Origin of the sequence: Enterobacter sp. DC1 (genome assembly GCF_000568075.1) — a bacterium.
Taxonomy (GTDB): Bacteria; Pseudomonadota; Gammaproteobacteria; order Enterobacterales; family Enterobacteriaceae; genus Enterobacter; species Enterobacter asburiae.
Window position 1 is genome coordinate 222,687 of the sequence record NZ_AZUA01000002.1, and the last position, 21,512, is coordinate 244,198.

The window sequence follows — 21,512 nt, forward strand, 5'->3', positions numbered from 1 at the left end:
AAAAACCAGGTTATTTGACGCATAGAAAATCACGAATCATCAAATAATGGCAGGGCCATCAATATGGAACTTTTGTCGTGTTTGCCGACCCGGGAGTCAGTTTTGTTTCTCTACACGAATAACGTAAACCACCAGGATTTAAGAGGTGCGCAATGAGTGCAACAGCATCGACAGCGCCGCAGAATAAATCACTCGAGTGGATGAACCGCCTTCGCGCGAATCCTAAAATCCCGTTGATCGTGGCAGGCGCTGCCGCAATTGCGATCCTTGTAGCGATGGTCCTGTGGGCGAAAAGCCCTGATTACCGGACGCTCTACAGCAACCTTTCCGATCAGGATGGCGGCGCCATCGTCACCCAGCTGACCCAGATGAACATCCCTTATCGCTTTGCCGATAATGGCGGTGCGCTTGAGGTACCGGCAGATAAGGTGCACGAACTGCGTCTGCGTCTGGCTCAGCAGGGGCTGCCGAAGGGCGGTGCGGTTGGCTTTGAGCTGCTGGATCAGGAAAAATTCGGTATCAGCCAGTTCAGCGAGCAGGTGAACTACCAGCGTGCGCTGGAAGGTGAACTGGCCCGCACCATTGAGACATTAGGCCCGGTGAAGAGTGCCCGCGTGCACCTGGCGATGCCTAAACCTTCTTTATTTGTCCGTGAACAGAAATCACCTTCGGCTTCCGTTACCGTGAACCTCCAGGCTGGCCGCGCGCTGGACGAAGGGCAAATCAGCGCGGTGACGCACCTCGTCTCCAGCGCCGTCGCCGGTCTGCCGCCGGGTAACGTGACGCTGGTCGACCAAAGCGGTCACCTGCTGACGCAATCCAATACCGCCGGTCGCGATCTGAATGATGCGCAGCTGAAGTATGCAGCCGATGTCGAAAATCGTCTCCAGCGCCGTATTGAAGCTATCCTCGGCCCGGTCGTGGGTAACAGCAACGTGCACGCGCAGGTTACCGCGCAGATCGACTTCGCGAATAAAGAACAAACTGAAGAGCAGTACAGCCCGAACGGCGATGCGGCTCAGGCGGTGATGCGTTCACGCCAGATCAATTCGAACGAACAGGTCGGCGGTGCCTACCCGGGCGGCGTGCCGGGCGCGCTGTCTAACCAGCCTGCCCCGGCTAATGCGGCACCGATCTCTACGCCGCCGGCCAATCAGCAGAACGGTCAGCAAAATAATCAGCAGACCACCTCAACGACCAATAACGCCGGTCCGCGCACCAGCAGCCGTAACGAAACCACGAACTACGAAGTGGATCGGACGATTCGCCACACTAAACTGAACGTGGGCGATATTCAGCGTCTTTCCGTTGCGGTAGTGGTGAACTACAAAACGCTGGCGGACGGCAAACCGCTGCCGTTGACTGCCGAACAAATGAAGCAGATTGAAAACCTGACCCGCGAAGCGATGGGTTATTCCGAGAAGCGCGGCGATACCCTCAACGTGGTGAACTCACCGTTCAACTCGGTTGATGAGACCGGCGGTGAATTGCCGTTCTGGCAACAGCAGGCGTTTATCGACCAGCTGATGTCCGCAGGACGCTGGCTGCTGGTGCTGATTGTCGCGTGGCTGCTGTGGCGTAAGGGCGTTCGTCCGCAGCTTCAGCGTCGTGCTGAAGCCGAGAAAGCGGCTCGCGAGCAGATGAACACGCGTCAGGAAACGGAAGAAGCGGTTGAAGTGCGCCTCAGCAAAGATGAACAGATACAGCAGCGTCGTGCTAACCAGCGCATGGGCGCTGAGGTCATGAGCCAGCGCATTCGCGAAATGTCAGATAACGATCCGCGCGTCGTGGCGCTGGTCATCCGCCAGTGGATGGGTAACGAACATGAGTAATACGCTTACGGGCACCGATAAAAGCGTCATCCTGCTGATGACCATTGGCGAAGATCGTGCGGCAGAGGTGTTTAAACACCTCTCCCAGCGAGAAGTGCAAATTCTCAGTGCGGCCATGGCCAACGTGCGTCAGATCTCCAACAAGCAGCTGACCGAAGTGCTGGCAGAGTTTGAACAGGAAGCTGAACAGTTTGCTGCGCTCAACATCAACGCCAACGACTACCTGCGCTCCGTGCTGGTCAAGGCGCTGGGCGAAGAGCGTGCCTCCAGCCTGCTGGAAGACATTCTGGAAACGCGCGATACCGCCAGCGGTATCGAAACGCTCAACTTTATGGAGCCGCAGAGTGCCGCCGACCTTATTCGCGACGAGCACCCGCAGATTATCGCCACCATCCTTGTCCACCTCAAGCGTGGCCAGGCGGCCGATATTCTGGCCCTGTTCGAAGAGCGCCTGCGTCACGATGTGATGCTGCGTATCGCGACCTTCGGCGGCGTCCAGCCGGCCGCGCTGGCGGAGCTGACCGAAGTGCTGAACAACCTGCTCGACGGTCAGAACCTCAAGCGCAGCAAAATGGGCGGCGTGAGAACGGCGGCGGAAATCATCAACCTGATGAAAACGCAGCAGGAAGAGGCCGTCATTACGGCGGTTCGCGAATTCGACGGCGAGCTGGCACAGAAAATCATCGACGAGATGTTCCTGTTCGAAAACCTCGTGGAAGTGGACGACCGCAGCATCCAGCGCCTGCTCCAGGAAGTGGACTCCGAGTCGCTGCTTATCGCCCTCAAAGGCGCCGAGCAGCCGCTGCGCGAGAAGTTCCTGCGCAACATGTCTCAGCGTGCGGCCGATATCCTGCGCGACGACCTTGCCAACCGCGGCCCGGTTCGTCTGTCTCAGGTGGAAAACGAACAGAAAGCCATTCTGCTTATTGTTCGTCGTCTGGCGGAAACCGGCGAGATGGTGATTGGCAGCGGAGACGACACCTATGTCTAATGAGCTGCCGTGGAAGCGCTGGACGCCGGACGATCTGGCGCCTCCCCTCTCCGAGTTCACGCCGGCCGTCATCGCAACCGAAGAGCTTGACCCGGACGTCGAGCAGCCCGAGCTGACGGAAGAGGAGCAGCAGGCCCAGATGCTGGCGCAGCTGCAAATGCAGGCGCACGAGCAGGGCTATAACGCCGGTCTGAACGAAGGCCGCCAGAAAGGCCACGAGCAGGGGTATCAGGAAGGTCTGGCGAAAGGGTTAGAGCACGGTATCGATCAGGCGCGCCAGCAGCAGGCGCCGATCCATGCCCGCATGCAGCAGCTGGTCAGCGAGTTCCAGCACACCCTGGACGCGCTGGACAGCGTGATTGCCTCGCGACTGATGCAGATGGCGCTGGAAGCCGCGCGTCAGGTCATCGGCCAGACGCCCGTGGTGGATAACACCGCGCTTATCAAACAAATTCAGGGGCTGCTTCAGCAGGAGCCTCTGTTCAGCGGGAAACCTCAGCTGCGCGTCCATCCGGACGACCTGCAGCGCGTTGAAGAAAGCCTGGGCGCGACGCTTAACCTGCACGGCTGGCGCCTGCGCGGCGACCCGTCGTTACATCACGGCGGCTGCAAAGTCTCTGCCGACGAAGGTGACCTGGATGCCAGCGTCGCCACCCGCTGGCAGGAACTGTGCCGCCTGGCGGCACCGGGAGTCGTCTGATGACCGCGCGCCTCACCCGCTGGCTCACCACGCTCGACAACTTTGAGACGAAGATGGCGTTACTGCCATCTGTTCGTCGTTATGGCCGACTGACGCGCGCCACCGGTCTGGTTCTCGAAGCCACCGGCCTGCAGCTTCCGCTGGGCGCGACCTGCGTCATTGAGCGCCAGGATGGTCTGGAAACGCGTGAAGTTGAAAGCGAAGTGGTCGGATTTAATGGCCAGCGCCTGTTCCTGATGCCGCTTGAAGAGGTGGAAGGCATTCTGCCCGGCGCGCGCGTGTATGCCAAAAATATTTCTGGCGACGGACTGCAAAGCGGGAAACAGCTGCCGCTTGGCCCTGCCCTGCTGGGCCGCGTGCTGGACGGCAGCGGGAAACCGCTCGACGGACTGCCCTCCCCGGACACCACCGAAACCGGCGCGCTGATCACCCAGCCGTTCAACCCCCTGCAGCGTACCCCTATCGAACATGTGCTGGACACCGGCGTGCGCCCGATTAACGCCCTGCTGACCGTAGGTCGCGGGCAGCGTATGGGCCTGTTCGCCGGGTCAGGCGTGGGCAAATCCGTCCTGCTCGGCATGATGGCGCGCTATACCCAGGCCGACGTAATCGTCGTGGGGCTGATCGGCGAACGCGGTCGTGAAGTAAAAGACTTTATTGAAAACATTCTGGGTGCGGAAGGCCGCGCCCGCTCGGTGGTTATCGCCGCGCCGGCGGACGTGTCGCCGCTGCTGCGCATGCAGGGTGCCGCGTATGCTACCCGTATCGCCGAAGATTTTCGTGACCGCGGCAAGCACGTGCTGCTGATCATGGATTCCCTGACCCGTTACGCGATGGCGCAACGTGAAATCGCGCTGGCCATCGGTGAGCCGCCGGCGACCAAAGGCTACCCGCCTTCGGTCTTCGCCAAACTCCCTGCGCTGGTGGAACGCGCGGGGAACGGCATCAGCGGCGGCGGCTCCATCACCGCGTTCTATACGGTACTGACGGAAGGCGATGACCAGCAGGACCCGATTGCCGACTCCGCGCGCGCGATCCTTGACGGTCATATTGTGCTGTCGCGTCGTCTGGCCGAAGCCGGGCACTACCCGGCCATTGATATTGAAGCCTCTATCAGCCGCGCAATGACGGCGCTGATAACCGAGAAGCACTACGCACGCGTGCGTAACTTCAAACAACTCCTCTCCAGCTTCCAGCGCAACCGCGATCTGGTCAGCGTGGGGGCGTATGCCAAAGGCAGCGACCCGATGCTCGACAAAGCGATTAGCCTGTGGCCGCAGCTGGAGGCATTTTTGCAACAAGGCATTTTTGAACGCGCCGACTGGGAAGATTCAATTCAGGCACTGGAGCTGATATTCCCGCAGGTGTAACACAGGTGGAGGGCGAAGGTCATGGCGCAAAACAGCGCGTTATCAACGCTGAAAGATCTGGCTGAAAAAGAAGTTGATGATGCCGCATTGCAGCTTGGCGCAATGCGACGCGGGTGCCAGCAGGCTGAAGAACAGTTGAAGATGTTGATCGACTATCAGCATGAATATCGCACCAACCTCAATACCGATATGACACAGGGCATTGGAAGCCAGCGCTGGATTAACTATCAGCAGTTTATCCAGACGCTGGAGAAGGCGATAGATCAGCATCGCCAGCAGCTTAACCAGTGGACCCAGAAAGTCGATACCGCGCTGAATTTCTGGCGCGAGAAGAAGCAGCGGCTGCAGGCCTGGCAGACTTTACAGGACCGACAGATCGCGGCAACGACCCTGGCGGAAAACCGTCTGGATCAGAAGAAAATGGATGAGTTTGCCCAGCGCGCATCAATGAGGAAACCGGAATGATCACACTGCAACAACTGCTGATGAGCGACAGCGACCTGTCAGGCGGCACGCAAACGGGGAAAGGCACCGACGGTGCCCAGGACTTTCTCTCTCTGCTGGCGGGCGCCCTGTCGGACGCAACGGGCAAAGGCAAAGATGCGCCGCTGACCCTGGCTGACCTGAAAGCCGCCGGCAGTAAGCTTTCGAAAGTGGCTCAGGATGCCAAAGGGGATACCACCCTGCAGGCAAAAATTGCCGACCTGCTCGCGCGCCAGCCCGCGCTGAACGGCGATGAAACGTCGCCCGTCACGTCGCTTGATACGCTGGTTTCCGGGCTGGTGCCGCTGTCTAAGGGCGACGCGCTGAAGACGCTCAATACGGCAAACGGCAAAGATGACGGTAAGAGCGAGCTGAGCGAAGAAGAGCTGGCCGGATTAAGCGCGCTGATGGCGATGCTGCCGCACCAGCAGCAAACCACCGCCTCTCGCGCGGCAGGCAGCGAGAGCGTATCCGCCACCTCAACGCTGAATTCCGCGACGCTTTCGCAAAACGGCGCGGGCCAACCGTCCCTGAACGCGCCTCTGGGTAGCCATGATAAAGCGCAGAGTTCTGTGCCTTATCAGAGCCAGGTAAAAAATAACGAGCCGGCCCTGCAGGGCAACGCGCCTGCTACACCGGCCGTGGCCGCGGCGACAGAGAAGCAGGAACTCGCCAGTTCGTCCTCTTCATCATCACCAACGGCCACCCTGGCACCGATTATGTCCAGCCATGCGACCAGCCAGACGGCCGCCACCGTCGCCCCCGCGCCGGTGTTAAGCCAGCCTCTGGGGACCCACGAATGGCAGCAGTCCCTGAGCCAGCACATCACCCTGTTCACTAAGCAGGGCCAGCAGACGGCAGAGCTGCGCCTGCACCCGGAAGATCTGGGTCAGGTGCAAATTTCGCTTAAGCTGGATGACAATCAGGCCCAGCTGCAGATGGTCTCTGCGCACAGCCATGTTCGTGCAGCACTGGAAGCCGCGCTGCCGGTACTGCGGACCTCGCTGGCGGAAAACGGCATTCAGCTTGCGCAGAGCAGCGTCAGCAGCGAGAGCTTCGCCGGGCAGCAGCAGTCCTCATCCCAGCAGCAGCACCAGGCTTCGCGTTCCGGCAACACCGGCGGTTTTAATGAAGAGAGCGATGAGTTACTGCCTGTGCCTGCCGCCCTGCAGTCCGCAGCGCGCGGTAACGGTGCCGTAGACATCTTCGCCTAAACGCCAGAGGTAGCGTGATTATCCCCGTCTTTTCCACGCTTTGACGACAGCAGGACACGGGATAATCACCTTATTAAGCTGTACCGAAACAGGAAGCTCGTATCAGATGACTGACTCCGCTATCACCAAAAAAAGTAAGCGTTCCATCTGGATCCCGCTGCTGGTGTTGATCACGCTCGCCGCCTGCGCTACCGCGGGCTATAGTTACTGGCGTATGCAGCAGGAACCGACCACCGCTGCAGCCAAAGCTGAAGCACCGCCTCCGCCGGCTCCAGTGTTCTTCCCGCTGGATACCTTCACCGTCAATCTGGGTGATGCGGATCGCGTGCTTTACGTTGGCATTACGCTGCGCCTGAAAGATGAAGCCACCCGTTCGCGTCTGAACGATTACCTTCCAGAAGTGCGCAGCCGCCTTCTGCTGCTGTTCTCTCGTCAGGACGCTTCGGCGCTGGCTACCGATGTGGGTAAGCAAAAGCTGGTCGACGCCATTAAACAAACGCTGGCGACCCCGCTGGTAAACGGCCAACCTAAGCAGGAAGTCACTGACGTTCTGTATACAGCATTCATTCTGCGGTAACGACATGGGCGACAGTATTCTTTCTCAGGCAGAAATCGATGCGCTGCTCAACGGCGACAGCGATAACAATGATGATCCTAAACCGGGTATTGGCGGCGATAGCGATATTCGTCCCTATGACCCGAATACCCAGCGTCGCGTGGTACGTGAACGTCTGCAGGCGCTGGAGATCATTAACGAACGTTTTGCACGTCAGTTCCGTATGGGGCTGTTTAACCTGCTGCGTCGTAGCCCGGATATCACGGTCGGTGCGATCCGCATTCAGCCGTATCATGAGTTTGCCCGCAACCTGCCGGTGCCGACCAACCTTAACCTGATTCATCTGAAGCCGCTGCGCGGCACCGGCCTGGTGGTGTTTTCGCCAAGCCTGGTGTTCATCGCGGTGGATAACCTGTTCGGCGGCGACGGGCGTTTCCCGACCAAAGTAGAAGGTCGTGAATTCACCCACACCGAACAGCGCGTCATTAACCGCATGCTGAAGCTGGCGCTGGAATCTTACAGCGACGCGTGGAAAGCGATTAACCCACTGGAAGTGGAGTACGTTCGTTCTGAGATGCAGGTGAAATTTACCAATATCACCACCTCCCCGAACGATATCGTCGTTAACACCCCGTTCCACGTGGAGATCGGTAACCTGACCGGCGAGTTCAACATCTGCCTGCCGTTCAGCATGATCGAACCGCTGCGCGAGCTGCTGGTGAACCCGCCGCTGGAGAACTCCCGCAACGAAGACCAGAACTGGCGTGAAAACCTGGTTCGCCAGGTCCAGCATTCGCAGCTTGAGCTGGTGGCGAGCTTCGCCGATATCCCGCTGCGGTTATCTCAGATCCTGAAATTACAACCCGGCGATGTTTTGCCGATAGAAAAACCCGACCGCATTATTGCCCATGTGGATGGTGTCCCCGTGCTGACAAGCCAGTACGGCACGATTAACGGTCAGTATGCGTTACGCGTTGAGCACTTGATCAACCCGATTTTGAATTCGCTGAATGAGGAACAGCCCAAATGAGTGACATGAACAATCCGTCCGATGAAAACAGCGGAGCACTGGACGATCTGTGGGCTGACGCGTTAAACGAGCAAAAAGCACCCCCGGCCAAAAGTGCAGCGGATGCCGTATTCCAGCAGCTCGGCGGCGGTGACGTCAGCGGCACGCTGCAGGACATCGACCTGATTATGGATATCCCGGTTAAGCTGACCGTTGAGCTGGGACGCACCCGTATGACCATCAAAGAGCTGCTGCGCCTGACGCAGGGTTCCGTGGTGGCCCTTGACGGTCTGGCCGGCGAGCCGCTGGATATTCTGATCAACGGCTATCTGATTGCCCAGGGTGAAGTGGTGGTGGTTGCCGATAAATACGGCGTACGCATCACCGACATCATTACCCCGTCTGAACGTATGCGTCGTCTGAGCCGTTAAGCATGAAAACCCAGGCAACAATATCACAGCCTTCTGCCGTTCCCGGCTCGCCTCTGCTCCAGGTGAGCGGGGCATTGTTCGGTATTATTGCCTTTATTCTTATCGCCGCCTGGCTGGCGAAGCGCTTTGGCCTGGCGGGTAAAACCGCCGGTGCCCGCGGCCTGAAGGTCAGCGCCAGCACCACGCTGGGTCCACGCGAGCGCGTGGTCATCGTCGAGGTGGATGACGCGCGACTGGTTCTGGGCGTCACGGCCTCAAACATCAGCGTATTACATAAGCTGCCGCCCGCCCCTGTTGTGGTGGACGAGCGCGCAGAGGCCCCTGCGGATTTTCAGTCCGTCATGAAGAGTTTGCTTAAGCGTTCCGGGAGATCCTGATGCGCCGTTTGTTATCCCTGACGCTTGCGGGCGTTGCCCTGTTTGCTCCCGCGGTCTATGCACAGCTGCCCGGTCTGGTCTCCACCCCTCTCGCAGGCGGCGGACAAAGCTGGTCCCTTCCGGTGCAGACGCTGGTGTTCATCACCTCGCTGACGTTTATTCCGGCCATCCTGCTGATGATGACCAGCTTCACCCGCATCATCATCGTCTTTGGCCTGCTGCGAAACGCGCTGGGAACCCCTTCCGCGCCGCCAAACCAGGTTCTGCTGGGGCTGGCGCTGTTTTTGACCTTTTTCATTATGTCGCCGGTGATCGACAAGATTTATACCGACGCCTATCAGCCGTTCAGCGAAGACAAAATCTCCATGCAGGAGGCGCTGGATAAAGGCGCCCAGCCGCTGCGGGAATTTATGCTGCGCCAGACGCGCGAAGCCGACCTGGCCCTCTTTGCCCGCCTGTCCAACACCGGCGAGCTGCAGGGACCGGAAGCGGTGCCAATGCGTATTCTTCTGCCTGCCTATGTCACCAGCGAGCTGAAAACCGCGTTCCAGATTGGCTTTACCATCTTTATTCCGTTCCTGATTATCGACCTGGTGATCGCCAGCGTCCTGATGGCGCTCGGGATGATGATGGTGCCGCCCGCGACCATTGCCCTGCCCTTTAAGATCATGCTCTTTGTACTGGTCGACGGCTGGCAGCTGCTGGTCAGTTCGCTGGCGCAGAGTTTCTACAGTTAAGGAACGGCAATGACACCCGAATCGGTCATGATGATGGGCACGGAAGCGATGAAAATCGCGATTGCCGTTGCCGCGCCGCTGCTGCTTGTCGCGCTGGTTACCGGTCTGATTATCAGTATCCTGCAGGCCGCCACGCAAATTAACGAAATGACGCTGTCGTTCATCCCGAAAATCATCGCCGTGTTCGTGGCGATTATCGTCGCCGGGCCGTGGATGCTGAACCTGTTGCTGGACTATATGCGCAACCTGTTTACCAACCTGCCGTACATCATCGGCTGACCTGACGATGCTGCACTTCACCAGCGACCAGTGGGTTCAGTGGCTCGGCGTCTATTTCTGGCCGATGCTGCGCATCATGGCGCTAATATCCACTGCCCCGATTCTCAGTGAGAAATCGATACCCAAGCGCGTCAAGGTGGGGCTGGGCATTATCATCTCCATTATCGTCGCACCCTCTCTTCCCCCCGTGGATATTCCGATCTTCTCGGCGAACGCGGTGTGGGTGGCCCTGCAGCAGGTGATGATTGGCGTCGCCGTCGGCTTTACCATGCAGCTCGCCTTTGCCGCTGTGCGTACCGCAGGGGAACTGATCGGCCTGCAGATGGGGCTATCGTTCGCCACGTTTGTCGATCCCGGTAGTCATCTCAACATGCCCGTGCTGGCGCGCATTATCGATCTGCTCGCCATGCTGCTGTTCCTGTCGTTCAACGGCCATCTCTGGCTTATCTCCATGCTGGTGGATACCTTCCATACGCTGCCGATTGGCGAAAATCCGGTGAACAGCAACGCTTTCCTCGCGCTTACCCGCGCTGCGGGGCTGATTTTCCTCAACGGGCTGATGCTGGCGCTGCCGATCATCACCCTGCTGCTGACCGTCAACCTGGCGTTAGGTTTACTCAACCGAATGGCGCCGCAGCTTTCAGTTTTTGTCATTGGTTTTCCGCTGACGCTGACGGTGGGGATTTTATTAATGTCATTACTGATGCCACTTATCGCTCCCTTCTGTGAACATTTATTCGGCGAGATATTCAACCTGTTAGCGGATATTGTCAGCGAGCTGCCACGTAAATAATAACCCTCACTGTTGCCATTGTCTTTCTGAGGATATTCCTAAAATAAAATGCGTAAAACATCTTCCAGGATATATCTGACGCGGTTTAATTGTTTCTAACCATCTCACAATACTTAATATTTACTTTACTTTAAGAAGATTCCTGGCAAATTATACGTAACTTTACGGGATAGTGAGTCCGCCTGAAAGTCTTTGTCATGCTCACAGGTTTATTATTTTTTTCCATCCCGTATGGCTGTTTTGAGCTCTCAGGCAGATGGTGAATTATCGTTACGCATTGAGTGAGGGTATGCCATGTCAACGATCATTATGGATTTATGCAGCTACACCCGGCTAGGGTTAACCGGGTACCTGGCAAGCAGAGGGGTAAGAAAGAGAGACATCAACGATGCACACACCGTTGACGAACTCGCAGCCGCTTGTGACGAACTAAAACCAGGCGTGGTGTTTATTAATGAGGACTGTTTCATTCACGATCCAGCCAACAGTCAGCACATTAAGCAAATCATTAATCAGCATCCAAAAACCCTGTTTATTGTTTTTATGGCGATCGCGAATATCCATTTCGATGAGTATTTGTTGGTCCGTAAAAATTTATTGATCAGTTCTAAATCGATTAAACCCGAGTCGCTGGATGACATTCTGGGTGATTATTTGAATAAAGAAGTTAAAAATGTAGGAGCGGTTAACTTACCCACCCTATCATTAAGCAGGACTGAATCAAGTATGCTACGAATGTGGATGGCGGGACAAGGAACTATTCAGATCTCTGACCAGATGAATATTAAAGCGAAAACCGTTTCGTCACACAAAGGAAATATTAAAAGGAAAATTAAAACGCATAATAAGCAAGTGATCTACCACGTGGTACGGCTGACCGATAATGTGACGAACGGGATTTTCGTCAACATGCGTTAGTCGCTTAAGACCTGTGCACCCTACCTTTGATCTCTGGCCTGGCCAGAGATTTTTGCTTCTGGAGAGGTTGTCGGGCACGCGATGTGCTACCCGACGCCGTGCTACTCCGCCTTCTCGACAAAAATACCGTCCGGATGCCCCAGTTCGTTAAAAAACCAGATGCCGAGCGGGTAGTCTTCAAGCGATACCAGGTACATTGTGCCTTCGCTAAACTCTTCAATTGCCAGCACCACACCCGGGCGGCGCGGCCCACCGTCCGTTTTAACGGTTACCCGATCGTTGACCTTCATACATTCCTCCTCTGGTTTTGAGCCAGTGTAGAACAAAACGCAAAAACGCACATCGCCGCCCGGCGTGATTGGCGTTTTTATACACAGTCTATACTTACCGTTGGACACGGCTGAAAGAGGAACCCCGTAATGAAGACCGATAAAGAGTATAGCGACACCATCAAGCGCGAAGTCGAGGTGGATGTCGATGCCCTGCTGGCCGCCATCAATGAGATCAGTGAGTCAGAAGTTCGCCGGTCGGACGACAATTCGGACCGCGTCATTGTCAACGGAAGGGATTATCACACCTATCGCGAGCTGGCGGAGGCCTTTGAGCTTGATATTCACGACTTTAGCGTGTCTGAAGCCAATCGATAGGGCGAAAAAAATCCCGGCCATGGGGATGACCGGGATCAAAACTTGCTTATGCAAGAAGCACTTGAAAATTCGTTACACCAGGAAATCTGATGTACATGCCACACTATCCCCAACGAATTTGGCTGACAAGCATATATTCTTACGATGAATATAATATTTTTAACATAATGCTTTTTGTTATGAGCAATAACACACGCCGAATGCGGGTTTGCCAGGAGCATTCCTCTTTTCTCCGGTTTTCGCCTTAATCATTTTTTAGGAATTTTCTTAGAGCGAGACGCATCTGTTACCAGGAGTCGCTATGCCTTCACTGCGGGATACATTGCTGATTTTTTCTGACCTGGATGGTTCACTGCTGGATATTCACACCTATGAATGGCAACCCGCCATGCCCTGGCTGGACAGGCTGCTGGATAATCAGGTTCCGGTCATTCTTTGCAGCAGCAAGACCGCGGCTGAGATGCTCGATCTCCAGCTGGATCTGGGGCTTGAAGGCTTGCCTTTTATTGCCGAGAACGGCGCGGTGATTCAGCCTGACGTGCGCTGGGATAAGGTTCAGCGCCAGATAAGGGGGATGACGCACCGGGATATTCGCCCGCGGATCGAGCAAATTCGCCTGCAGACGGGCTATAAATTCACTACCTTTGACGACGTGGATGAGCACGTTATCAGCGAGTGGACCGGACTGACGCGCTACCGTTCGGCGCTTGCCCGCAAGCATGAAGCGTCCGTCACGCTCATCTGGCGCGATACCGACGAGAAAATGGTTCAGTTTGAAGAAGAGCTGGCGAATGTCGGACTGAAATGCCTGCAGGGGGCACGCTTCTGGCATGTGCTGGACGCCCGCTGCGGCAAAGACGTTGCGGTGAACTGGCTGATTGCGCAATACCGTGAGCAGGAAGAGATTGAACCCACCACGCTGGGGCTCGGCGACGGTCCCAATGATGCGCCGCTGCTCGACAGCGTTGACTTCGCGGTGGTGATTAAGGGCATTAACCGCCAGGGCATCACGCTACGGGACGATAACCCCGCCCGGGTTTATCACACCCGGCAGACCGGCCCGGCGGGCTGGCAGGAGGGGCTGGATCACTTCCTGTCTTAATCGCGCCAGACGACCCGGTTACGCCTGCTCTGTTTAGCCTGATACAGCCGGGCGTCCGCTACAGACTGCAGCTGTTCAAACTCGTAGTTACCCGCTTCATCCGCGCTGCTGACCCCCAGCGACGCGCTGACGCGCAGGGTCGTGCTCTTCTTCACCAGGATCTCCTTACTGTTGATCCGGCAACGTATACGGTCCGCGACGCTTCTCGCCTCCTCCAGACCGATCCCCGGCAGGACGACGCAAAACTCTTCCCCGCCTACGCGCCCTGCCACATCATTCTTGCGTAGCGCGCTGGCAATCAGTCCTGCCGTGTGGGAGAGCACCTTATCCCCGGCCTGATGGCCGAAGCGGTCGTTGATGTTTTTAAAATGATCGAGATCGATCTGAATCACCGAAAACGGCAGCGACTGCTGGCGACAGGTTTCCGCCAGCAATTTTGCGCGGTCGAACAGCGCGCCGCGGTTATTCAGCCGGGTAAGCGGGTCATGCCAGGCCTGCCACTGGAGAGAGTGCTGAAGCGTGTACATGTTACTCACCATGCGGCGGATCACCAGCCACGAGATCAATAGCATGGCGGTAAAGAGCGCCCACATCAGCGCCAGCACGATGCTGATGCTGCCGAAGTCGTCCTGTACCCCTTCGTGCAGGGTGTGGATCCGCAGGACAACGCCGTCGAAGTGATCGAGCCGCTCCCAGCTAACAAAACGGCTTCCGAGGCGGATCCCGCCGCCGGTAGCGTGCTCAATCGCCTGCGCAATCTGCGCCGTTTCGCGTTCGTCAAAATGGTTAACCGCGTTTGCCGTATGGGCAGAGGTGGCAATCATATTGAGCCGGGTATCGTACAGCTGATACTCCCCTTCCGTTCGGTCTTCCGTCGCATCGGCCAGCAGACGCTGCATGGTGCCCAACGTAAAATCCATCGCTACGACGCCATACCAGTAATGGTCGAAATAGATGGGGACGCTGGCGGTGATCATTCGTTCATCATTGGTCCAGGATGAGGGGGTGGAGATGAACCAGCGCACCGCGCGAGCGCGATTGTTCCGCTCTGACTGCTGGGTAAACCAGGACTGCGTGACAAGATGGTAATAGCGGGAGGTAATATCACCCGCCTGGTCCGGCGTATCCGTGGAAATGAAAAATCCGGCGCGGGAGACGTAGATCACGCGCGCTTCCGTTTGTGCTCTCGACGACGCCAGCCTGAGCAGATACCCCACTTCGAGCGTGGCAGAAATCTCGTGGCTGAGGCGCTCAGCGTCTCGATTCAGAAACGTGGTTTTCTCGACGAATGCATCCGAGACACCGTTAATGGGAAGGGTGCGTTTTTTATCAACGGCAAGCTGCCAGGTGGGGAGCATGCGGACAGTATCGAAGCGTGACACCGCGTTCTGGAGTACATCAAATGCCAGCGGCGTCTGGATTGCATCGCGCATGCCCTGACGGAACAGCAGCATCCTGTCCACGCTGTTCTGCAGCTGCCTGTCCAGCGAACTGGCCACCGTATCCAGATGGTTACGCTGGCTGGAGATGTACGCCTCTTCCAGTACCACCACTTCACGCCAGGTCAGTAGAGTCGAAAATACCAGAACAACCAGAAAACAGAGATTAACAATCAACCCCGGATTGCTACGCTTATGCAGCCATTGCAAAAAGGATTCTCTTACAACAAAGGTATCGCGCTGCACACACACTCCCTGATCGCTGCCTTACACCCGGTACTTGAGATAAAAACGCCCGGCAAAGCCGGGCGTTATGTGATTAAGCCTTGTCCCGCTGGTGCTGCCCGTCCCCCGGCTGAAGCTCATCTTCACGAAATGCTTCCCGCTTGATGCCATAGCCATCGTGCCACCGACATTCCACCATTCCGCTGGAATACCCGGTGACAATCATACGTGGGCCGCCCTTCTTAGGCTTAACTTCATCACTGACCAAAAAGACCATACCTGCCTCCTGTATCAGGGTGAAACTGTTTCAATTTAGACGAGGAATGGTCTTTTTGCATCCCACAGCGGGTAACAATTAGTGCGAAGTGCCGCGTATTTTTTCAACCAGCTTCACCGCCGCAACCACGATAGCGCCAATGATGAAGCCCAGCACCAGATTCAGCAGCGTGGGCAGAATCGCCGCGACAACGGCCCCCTGCGCCGAGGAAAAATGTTCGATAGCATGGTGCAGCGGCGCGATACCGTGAACCACGATCCCGCCGCCCACGAGGAACATCGCCAGCGTGCCTACCACCGACAAACTCTTCATTAGCCACGGGGCCAGCACCAGCAGGCTTTTGCCGATGCCTCTTGCCACCGCGCTCGATTTCTCTTCCAGCCAGTAGCCGATATCATCCAGCTTAACGATCAGCCCCACCAGGCCGTAGACGCCGACCGTGACCAGAATGGCGATGCCGGAGAGGATCAGGACCTGATTCAGGAGCGGCGCGTCAGACACGATGCCCAGCGTAATGGCGACAATCTCCGCGGACAGGATAAAGTCGGTCCGAATGGCGCCTTTGACCTTATCGCGCTCGAAGGTTTTCGGATCCTGAGCGGCCAGCGCCTCAAGACGCTGCTGGCGCATCTCCGGCGTATCGCTCTGCTTGCGCGCGCTAAAGGAGTGCAGGACCTTCTCTACGCCCTCGAAGCAGAGAAACGCCCCGCCAATCATCAGCAGCGGCGTGATGGCCCAGGGAATGAACGCGCTGATCAGCAGCGCCAGCGGCACCAGAATCACCTTATTCAGGAAGGAGCCTTTTGCCACGCCCCACACCACCGGCAGTTCACGGTTAGCTCTTACCCCGCTCACCTGCTGGGCGTTAAGCGATAAATCATCTCCCAGCACGCCTGCGGTTTTTTTCGCCGCCAGTTTCCCCATCACTGAAATGTCATCCAGTAAGGTCGCAATATCATCCAGCAATGTTAACAAGCTACTTCCTGCCAAAATCTTAATCCTTCATTTTTTGGTAATTAGGTGAATAGTATGGAGCAAAAGCGCAAACCCGGAAACACCCACCTCGCGTCAACAAAAAATTCACATCAGCTACACAATTAAAGGGCTCGCCAGCGCGATAGTTTTCGCGTTTACTATCAGCGACCTTTTTATTTCGTCGTGAGGGATTATGCGTTTCCGGCACTTGCTACCGCTCATTGGGGCACTCTTTTCGCTGTACATCATCTGGGGCTCAACCTACTTTGTCATTCGCATCGGCGTGGAAAGCTGGCCGCCACTGATGATGGCGGGCATCCGCTTTCTCTCGGCTGGCGTGCTGCTGCTGGCCTTCCTGCTGCTGCGCGGGCACAAACTTCCCCCGCTGCGCCCGATGCTGAATGCCGCCCTGATCGGCCTTCTGCTGCTGGCGGTGGGAAATGGGTTTGTCACGATTGCCGAGCACCAGAACGTACCGTCCGGGATCGCCGCCGTGGTCGTTGCCACCGTACCGCTGTTTACCCTCTGCTTTAGCCGCCTTTTCGGTATCCGCACCCGCAAGCTGGAATGGCTGGGGATTGGTATTGGCCTTGCCGGAATCATTCTGCTGAACAGCGGCGGTAACCTGAGCGGGAATCCGTGGGGCGCAATCATCATCCTGATTGGCTCGATGAGCTGGGCGTTTGGTTCCGTCTACGGTTCGCGTATCGAACTGCCGACCGGCATGATGGCGGGCGCGATTGAGATGCTCGCCGCCGGAATTGTGCTGCTGCTCGCCTCCACGCTGACGGGAGAAAAGCTGACGACCCTGCCGCCGCTGTCGGGCTTTCTGGCGGTAGGCTACCTGGCGCTGTTTGGTTCTATCATCGCCATTAACGCCTATATGTTCCTGATCCGCAACGTCTCCCCGGCTGTCGCGACCAGCTATGCCTACGTCAACCCGGTCGTGGCCGTGCTGCTCGGAACGGGATTGGGGGGAGAAACGCTCTCTTCCGTTGAATGGCTGGCATTAGGAGTGATTGTTTTTGCCGTCGTGCTGGTCACCCTGGGCAAATATTTACTGCCCGCGAAACCGGTGGTTACGCCTTGCGGGGTGGAGAAACCTTAAGCAGGTGAATACCCTGCGTGTCGATCTGCGCGGTCTGGCCGCCGCCGCAGATCCACTCTTCCAGCCGTTCGGTCAGATCGGTATCGTTCAGTTTTAATCTGCCTCTCAGCGCACACTCCCAGACGATCAGCACCCGCCAGCCCTGCGCAATCAGCGCGGTGAGATCCCGTCTGTCGCGCTCGACGTTCTTGCCAATTTTATCCAGCCAGAAATCGGTGCGCGTCGCGGGGACCTTAAACAGGTAGCAGTCGTGGTGGTGCCAGAAACAGCCGTGGGTAAAGATGATGCACTGCCAGGCGTCGATGACGAAATCCGGACGGCCCGCAAGCGCGGGATCCTGCACGCGGAAATCAAAGCCCGCCTGCGTCAGCAGCCCGGCCAGGCGCTTTTCGATGGCGGTGTCACGCGTGCCGATGGCACGCATATTTTTGCTGCGCGTGGCCTTATCGTGAACATCCGTCATTGACGGCCTCGCCCTGGCGGAGCGCCACCGCCTGTCTGATGCGCGAGGCCAGCAGTTTTGCCACGGCCGCGAACGCGGGAACCACCACCGAATTACCAAACTGGCGGTACGCCTGGGTATCCGAAACCGGAATGCGGAAGCGGTAACCCTGCGGGGTTTCAAATCCCATCAACCGGGCGCATTCCCGCGGCGTTAAGCGTCGCGGACGGTGACGCTGGTTGTGCGGATCGTCGAAATCTTTTTCACCCAGCGCCTTGTCCCAGCCTCGGTCGATCAGGATCTCTGCCCCATCCTTATAGTAGCGAGCGGACAACGTACGGGTCACGCTGTGCGGATCGTTGGGGTTTACCATCCCAAAACCGAAGCCGTTGCCCTTCGCCTGATGTTTCTTGGCATAGCGATAGAGGTATTTCCACAGCACCGGGGTAAGAATAAATTTCGCGTCAACGACAGGTTCCAGCAGGTCGGCCACGGTAGGACGACGGTCTGGATACAAAGACGGGATATCCCGAAGGGTGAAATCCCCCTTGAGATTGAGATCGCGGCGGAAACCCACCAGCACGATACGTTCGCGATGCTGGGGGAGGAAATGTTTCCCATCAATAATTTTGGGATCGTCCGCGCCCGTGTCCTGCGAGTCGGCCACGTCATAACCCAGCTCATCCAGGGTCTGCATGATAATGCGGAAGGTTTTTCCGCCGTCGTGGCTCTTTAGATTTTTGACGTTTTCCAGCACAAAGATGGCCGGGCGGCAGGCATCGATGATGCGCGCCACGTCAAAAAACAGCGTTCCCTGGGTATCACAGGCAAAACCGTGGGCGCGTCCGAGGGCATTCTTTTTGGAGACACCGGCCAGCGAGAAGGGCTGACACGGGAAGCCGGCCAGCAGCACGTCATGCGCCGGGATCGTCTGGCGAATGTGCTCGGCGGCGTGTTCATCGCTCACGCCGCTTTTATGGCTCAGGGTGACATCGCGGATATCCGCGTTGAAATGATGCTCGTGCGGATCGCAGTACCAGTTGGCCTTGTAGGTCCGGACGGCATGCTTGTTCCACTCGCTGGTAAATACGCACTGTCCGCCGATAGCTTCAAAACCGTGTCGTATACCGCCGATACCGGCAAACAGATCGATAAAGCGGAAGGCATAGTTCGGATGCGCGGCAGGAGGACGCGGAAGCAGGTTTTGCAGATAACGAAACTCGCCTTCACTCAGGCGACGCCCTGCGCGTTCGCTGGTCAGCAGACGCTTAAGGATCGCCGGGCTCCAGTGGCTCTCGCCGTGCGCCACCAGCAGATTGGCGAGCGTTTTAGCATCATAGATATCCAACAGCTGGCGCAGTAACGCCTGCACCGTTGCCGTTGATTTCTCAGCCTGCTCGGGCGCGGGCTCTGTCACTGATCGATTTTCCTGCATTCTTTTAACCGGAGAGTAAAGACTGGAAACAGATTACCACAGTTCAGTTGCGCAAACTGCGACGGAAGCGGCTCAACACCTGGCTATCCAGCCCGATGCAGTCGCCGTGTAATTCGGCGCTAAGTTTCGCCATAAACTGGATCAGGAAATCGGCATTGTGGCGTGCCAGCTCGCGGCCTATTTCCGTTTGCATTGTATCAGGCAATCGCAGCAGCTTGGTCTGAAAATGGTCGAGGGCAAACGCACGGTCGTCAAGGGTACGCGCATCGGCAAAGGGATCGTCGGCATTAAAAAGCGGCACGCCCAGCGCGCCCGAGACGGCAAAGACGCGCGCCAGGCCGATGGCGCCTAACGCTTCCAGCCGGTCTGCGTCCTGCACGATTTTGGCTTCCATGCTCTGCGGCGCAATCCCGGCGCTGAAGCTGTGCGCCTCAATCGCGTGCGCGACGGCGGCAGTATGCTCTGGCGGGAAGTCAGGGAAGTCCCGGCGCAGAATGTCACACGCCCTGCGCGCTGCCATCTGGGATGACCGGCCGCGTTCGGGATGGTTTTTCGGCAGGCTGACTATATCGTGGAAATAGCATGCGGTCAGGATCACCAGCGGCTCCACCGCCTGGTCAGCCATAATTTTTTGCGCCGTCATCCAGACCCGACGAAAATGCGAAATATCATGTGCGGTATCGTCGGTGCTGTGGTTTTCCTCGAGCCAGCGCTCAAATCGCTGCTGCCACCGGGCAAGTTCCATCGTCATATCCTGTTGTTTAAAAGTGCATGAATTATAACATAGACGAATTAAATCAATTTAAAAATAGAACCACGAAATACTTAATAATAATTACATCATATAAATTCAATGAATTAATTCACAAGAAAAATAAAGAGATTAATAGAAATATTTAGCAATATTTCATAGGATTTAATTACATTTATTTTTGAAACTAAATAACACCTCCTGGAATAGGATCAAGACTGTAATTACGGAGGGTGATTACATATATTCATATAAATTATGTTTAAAGGGAATATATAATGAAAAGAAAAGTTCTGGCAATTCTGGTCCCCGCATTATTAATGGCAGGCGCAGCAAATGCAGCAGAGATGTACAACAAAAACGGCAACAAAGTTGACCTGTACGGCAAAGTCGACGCGCGTCATACCTTCTCTGACAACCCTGGCGATGACGGCGACGAAACCTATGTGCAGGTTGGCTTCAAAGGCGAAACCCGGATCGCTAACGACCTGATCGGTTACGGCCAGTGGGAATACAAAACCTTCGCTAACGATACCGAAGGCGCGGGTAACAAATCGTTCAACCGCCTGGCGTATGCTGGCCTGAAATATGGCGAATACGGCTCATTTGATTATGGTCGTAATTACGGCGTCGTGTACGACGTTGAAGCCTGGACCGATATGCTGCCTGTATTTGGCGGTGACTCTTACACCTGGACCGATAACTTTATGAACGGTCGTGCTAACGGTCTGGCAACCTACCGTAACCAGGATTTCTTCGGTCTGGTTGAGGGTCTGAATTTCGCGCTGCAGTATCAGGGTACGAACGAAGGCCAGGATGCAACAGAAGATCAGGAAGGCACGAAAAACGGCCATGACGATGTTCGTTTCCAGAACGGCGACGGCTTCGGTATGTCTACTTCCTATGACTTTGCTGGCGATCTCTCAGGCCTGAGTCTGGGTGCGGCGTACTCGTCTTCCGACCGTACTAACGAGCAGGTTGCTTACGGCAAAGCTGCGGAAGGCATAGGTTATGCGGGTGGCGATAAAGCTGAAGCCTGGACCGTGGGCGCAAAATACGATGCAAACAACGTTTACCTGGCGATGATGTATGCGGAAACCCGCAACATGACGCCAATCGGTAACGTTGGTATCGCTAACCAGACTCAGAACTTTGAAGCGGTTGCACAGTACCAGTTCGACTTCGGTCTGCGTCCTTCCCTGGCATGGGTTTACTCAAAAGGTAAAGACCTGGACGGTAAAGGATTCAATCAGGATCTGGTGAACTATATCGACCTGGGCATGACCTACAGCTTCAACAAAAACTTCTCCACCTATGTTGATTACAAAATCAACATGCTGGACAACGATGAAGCTCTGTATGACGCATACGGTATTTCTACCGATGACATCGTTGGCATCGGCATGACCTACCAGTTCTAA

24 protein-coding genes and 1 pseudogene are annotated in these 21,512 nt (G+C 56.4%); 18 read left to right on the plus strand and 7 right to left on the minus strand.

Annotated features, from left to right (window positions below; all coding sequences use genetic code 11):
- Positions 1 to 152: 152 nt before the first annotated feature.
- The 14 genes and pseudogenes from fliF to rcsA all read left to right on the plus strand — a co-directional run bounded on the left by fliF (position 153) and on the right by rcsA (position 11,690).
- Complete coding sequence (fliF, locus tag P346_RS14620) at positions 153 to 1,832, plus strand: flagellar basal-body MS-ring/collar protein FliF (RefSeq protein WP_032658655.1); 1,680 nt, start codon at positions 153 to 155, stop codon at positions 1,830 to 1,832.
- The gene (gene fliG / locus P346_RS14615; RefSeq protein WP_023312301.1) at positions 1,825 to 2,823 is read left to right on the plus strand and encodes a flagellar motor switch protein FliG; all 999 of its coding nucleotides are present in this window, start codon (positions 1,825 to 1,827) and stop codon (positions 2,821 to 2,823) included. The genes fliF and fliG overlap by 8 nt, the downstream gene beginning before the upstream one ends.
- A complete protein-coding gene (gene fliH / locus P346_RS14610) occupies positions 2,816 to 3,523 on the plus strand; it encodes a flagellar assembly protein FliH (protein WP_023312302.1) in 708 nt (235 codons plus the stop codon). The genes fliG and fliH overlap by 8 nt, the downstream gene beginning before the upstream one ends.
- Positions 3,523 to 4,893 carry a flagellar protein export ATPase FliI gene (gene fliI, locus P346_RS14605; RefSeq protein ID WP_023312303.1) on the plus strand — a complete coding sequence of 457 codons (1,371 nt, stop codon included), beginning with the start codon at positions 3,523 to 3,525 and terminating at the stop codon, positions 4,891 to 4,893. The genes fliH and fliI overlap by 1 nt, the downstream gene beginning before the upstream one ends.
- A 21-nt stretch (positions 4,894 to 4,914) precedes the next feature.
- On the plus strand, positions 4,915 to 5,358 hold the full coding sequence (fliJ, locus tag P346_RS14600) for a flagellar export protein FliJ (RefSeq protein ID WP_023312304.1): 444 nt from the start codon (positions 4,915 to 4,917) through the stop codon (positions 5,356 to 5,358).
- Entirely contained in the window at positions 5,355 to 6,590 is a 1,236-nt protein-coding gene (fliK, locus tag P346_RS14595) for a flagellar hook length control protein FliK (RefSeq protein ID WP_032658657.1), read from the plus strand. The genes fliJ and fliK overlap by 4 nt, the downstream gene beginning before the upstream one ends.
- A 106-nt stretch (positions 6,591 to 6,696) precedes the next feature.
- Positions 6,697 to 7,167, plus strand: coding sequence for a flagellar basal body-associated protein FliL (fliL, locus tag P346_RS14590; protein ID WP_023312306.1), 471 nt, complete (start codon positions 6,697 to 6,699; stop codon positions 7,165 to 7,167).
- A 4-nt stretch (positions 7,168 to 7,171) separates the two neighbouring features.
- Positions 7,172 to 8,176, plus strand: coding sequence for a flagellar motor switch protein FliM (fliM, locus tag P346_RS14585; RefSeq protein ID WP_023336184.1), 1,005 nt, complete (start codon positions 7,172 to 7,174; stop codon positions 8,174 to 8,176).
- Positions 8,173 to 8,586: a flagellar motor switch protein FliN gene (fliN, locus tag P346_RS14580; RefSeq protein WP_023312308.1), complete on the plus strand. Its 414-nt coding sequence runs from the start codon at positions 8,173 to 8,175 to the stop codon at positions 8,584 to 8,586. Before fliM ends, fliN begins: the two co-directional genes overlap by 4 nt.
- 2 nt (positions 8,587 to 8,588) lie before the next feature.
- Complete coding sequence (gene fliO / locus P346_RS14575) at positions 8,589 to 8,963, plus strand: flagellar biosynthetic protein FliO (protein ID WP_032658659.1); 375 nt, start codon at positions 8,589 to 8,591, stop codon at positions 8,961 to 8,963.
- On the plus strand, positions 8,963 to 9,700 hold the full coding sequence (fliP, locus tag P346_RS14570) for a flagellar type III secretion system pore protein FliP (RefSeq protein ID WP_023619313.1): 738 nt from the start codon (positions 8,963 to 8,965) through the stop codon (positions 9,698 to 9,700). Before fliO ends, fliP begins: the two co-directional genes overlap by 1 nt.
- 9 nt (positions 9,701 to 9,709) lie before the next feature.
- Positions 9,710 to 9,979: a flagellar biosynthesis protein FliQ gene (fliQ, locus tag P346_RS14565; RefSeq protein ID WP_008500315.1), complete on the plus strand. Its 270-nt coding sequence runs from the start codon at positions 9,710 to 9,712 to the stop codon at positions 9,977 to 9,979.
- 7 nt (positions 9,980 to 9,986) lie between these two features.
- Positions 9,987 to 10,779, plus strand: a pseudogene (gene fliR / locus P346_RS14560) (flagellar biosynthetic protein FliR); the annotation flags it as partial.
- Between the two features lie 287 nt (positions 10,780 to 11,066).
- Entirely contained in the window at positions 11,067 to 11,690 is a 624-nt protein-coding gene (gene rcsA, locus P346_RS14555) for a transcriptional regulator RcsA (RefSeq protein WP_008500313.1), read from the plus strand.
- Positions 11,691 to 11,791: 101 nt separating this feature from the next.
- Here the strand turns inward: rcsA and dsrB are convergent, their stop codons facing one another.
- Complete coding sequence (dsrB, locus tag P346_RS23445; protein WP_013097741.1) at positions 11,792 to 11,980, minus strand: protein DsrB; 189 nt, start codon at positions 11,978 to 11,980, stop codon at positions 11,792 to 11,794.
- Between the two features lie 129 nt (positions 11,981 to 12,109).
- Here dsrB and yodD point away from each other — a divergent pair, with 129 nt between their 5' ends.
- Together yodD and P346_RS14540 are read left to right on the plus strand one after the other, a co-directional pair.
- The gene (gene yodD / locus P346_RS14545; RefSeq protein ID WP_008500310.1) at positions 12,110 to 12,337 is read left to right on the plus strand and encodes a YodD family peroxide/acid resistance protein; all 228 of its coding nucleotides are present in this window, start codon (positions 12,110 to 12,112) and stop codon (positions 12,335 to 12,337) included.
- A 301-nt stretch (positions 12,338 to 12,638) separates the two neighbouring features.
- Entirely contained in the window at positions 12,639 to 13,439 is an 801-nt protein-coding gene (locus P346_RS14540; RefSeq protein WP_032658663.1) for a mannosyl-3-phosphoglycerate phosphatase-related protein, read from the plus strand.
- On the opposite strand, the gene dgcQ is transcribed toward P346_RS14540, so the two are convergent.
- From dgcQ to P346_RS14525, 3 genes are all read right to left on the minus strand, one after another.
- A complete protein-coding gene (gene dgcQ, locus P346_RS14535; protein WP_032658666.1) occupies positions 13,436 to 15,124 on the minus strand; it encodes a cellulose biosynthesis regulator diguanylate cyclase DgcQ in 1,689 nt (562 codons plus the stop codon). The genes P346_RS14540 and dgcQ overlap by 4 nt on opposite strands.
- A 73-nt stretch (positions 15,125 to 15,197) precedes the next feature.
- A complete protein-coding gene (locus P346_RS14530; protein ID WP_023312315.1) occupies positions 15,198 to 15,380 on the minus strand; it encodes a YodC family protein in 183 nt (60 codons plus the stop codon).
- Positions 15,381 to 15,458: 78 nt separating this feature from the next.
- Positions 15,459 to 16,370: a DUF808 domain-containing protein gene (locus P346_RS14525; protein ID WP_032658668.1), complete on the minus strand. Its 912-nt coding sequence runs from the start codon at positions 16,368 to 16,370 to the stop codon at positions 15,459 to 15,461.
- A gap of 178 nt (positions 16,371 to 16,548) precedes the next feature.
- Here P346_RS14525 and yedA point away from each other — a divergent pair, with 178 nt between their 5' ends.
- On the plus strand, positions 16,549 to 17,463 hold the full coding sequence (yedA, locus tag P346_RS14520; RefSeq protein ID WP_032658670.1) for a drug/metabolite exporter YedA: 915 nt from the start codon (positions 16,549 to 16,551) through the stop codon (positions 17,461 to 17,463).
- On the opposite strand, the gene P346_RS14515 is transcribed toward yedA, so the two are convergent.
- From P346_RS14515 to P346_RS14505, 3 genes are all read right to left on the minus strand, one after another.
- A complete protein-coding gene (locus P346_RS14515; RefSeq protein WP_032658673.1) occupies positions 17,435 to 17,926 on the minus strand; it encodes a very short patch repair endonuclease in 492 nt (163 codons plus the stop codon). The genes yedA and P346_RS14515 overlap by 29 nt on opposite strands.
- Entirely contained in the window at positions 17,907 to 19,322 is a 1,416-nt protein-coding gene (locus P346_RS14510) for a DNA cytosine methyltransferase (RefSeq protein ID WP_032658676.1), read from the minus strand. The genes P346_RS14515 and P346_RS14510 overlap by 20 nt, the downstream gene beginning before the upstream one ends.
- A gap of 61 nt (positions 19,323 to 19,383) precedes the next feature.
- Complete coding sequence (locus P346_RS14505; protein WP_032658678.1) at positions 19,384 to 20,085, minus strand: phosphohydrolase; 702 nt, start codon at positions 20,083 to 20,085, stop codon at positions 19,384 to 19,386.
- A 284-nt stretch (positions 20,086 to 20,369) separates the two neighbouring features.
- Here P346_RS14505 and ompC point away from each other — a divergent pair, with 284 nt between their 5' ends.
- Complete coding sequence (gene ompC / locus P346_RS14500; protein ID WP_032658680.1) at positions 20,370 to 21,512, plus strand: porin OmpC; 1,143 nt, start codon at positions 20,370 to 20,372, stop codon at positions 21,510 to 21,512.

Bases quoted from the DNA above. Each gene is read 5' to 3' on its own strand.
- ompC (WP_032658680.1), top strand. From the start codon at position 20,370: ATGAAAAGAAAAGTTCTGGCAATTCTGGTCCCCGCATTATTAATGGCA.
- fliH (WP_023312302.1), top strand. From the start codon at position 2,816: ATGTCTAATGAGCTGCCGTGGAAGCGCTGGACGCCGGACGATCTGGCG.
- fliF (WP_032658655.1), top strand. From the start codon at position 153: ATGAGTGCAACAGCATCGACAGCGCCGCAGAATAAATCACTCGAGTGG.
- fliQ (WP_008500315.1), top strand. From the start codon at position 9,710: ATGACACCCGAATCGGTCATGATGATGGGCACGGAAGCGATGAAAATC.
- P346_RS14505 (WP_032658678.1), bottom strand. From the start codon at position 20,085: ATGGAACTTGCCCGGTGGCAGCAGCGATTTGAGCGCTGGCTCGAGGAA.
- rcsA (WP_008500313.1), top strand. From the start codon at position 11,067: ATGTCAACGATCATTATGGATTTATGCAGCTACACCCGGCTAGGGTTA.
- fliG (WP_023312301.1), top strand. From the start codon at position 1,825: ATGAGTAATACGCTTACGGGCACCGATAAAAGCGTCATCCTGCTGATG.
- yodD (WP_008500310.1), top strand. From the start codon at position 12,110: ATGAAGACCGATAAAGAGTATAGCGACACCATCAAGCGCGAAGTCGAG.
- fliN (WP_023312308.1), top strand. From the start codon at position 8,173: ATGAGTGACATGAACAATCCGTCCGATGAAAACAGCGGAGCACTGGAC.
- fliL (WP_023312306.1), top strand. From the start codon at position 6,697: ATGACTGACTCCGCTATCACCAAAAAAAGTAAGCGTTCCATCTGGATC.
- fliP (WP_023619313.1), top strand. From the start codon at position 8,963: ATGCGCCGTTTGTTATCCCTGACGCTTGCGGGCGTTGCCCTGTTTGCT.
- dsrB (WP_013097741.1), bottom strand. From the start codon at position 11,980: ATGAAGGTCAACGATCGGGTAACCGTTAAAACGGACGGTGGGCCGCGC.
- fliK (WP_032658657.1), top strand. From the start codon at position 5,355: ATGATCACACTGCAACAACTGCTGATGAGCGACAGCGACCTGTCAGGC.
- P346_RS14530 (WP_023312315.1), bottom strand. From the start codon at position 15,380: ATGGTCTTTTTGGTCAGTGATGAAGTTAAGCCTAAGAAGGGCGGCCCA.
- fliI (WP_023312303.1), top strand. From the start codon at position 3,523: ATGACCGCGCGCCTCACCCGCTGGCTCACCACGCTCGACAACTTTGAG.
- fliO (WP_032658659.1), top strand. From the start codon at position 8,589: ATGAAAACCCAGGCAACAATATCACAGCCTTCTGCCGTTCCCGGCTCG.
- P346_RS14540 (WP_032658663.1), top strand. From the start codon at position 12,639: ATGCCTTCACTGCGGGATACATTGCTGATTTTTTCTGACCTGGATGGT.
- P346_RS14515 (WP_032658673.1), bottom strand. From the start codon at position 17,926: ATGACGGATGTTCACGATAAGGCCACGCGCAGCAAAAATATGCGTGCC.
- yedA (WP_032658670.1), top strand. From the start codon at position 16,549: ATGCGTTTCCGGCACTTGCTACCGCTCATTGGGGCACTCTTTTCGCTG.
- fliM (WP_023336184.1), top strand. From the start codon at position 7,172: ATGGGCGACAGTATTCTTTCTCAGGCAGAAATCGATGCGCTGCTCAAC.
- fliJ (WP_023312304.1), top strand. From the start codon at position 4,915: ATGGCGCAAAACAGCGCGTTATCAACGCTGAAAGATCTGGCTGAAAAA.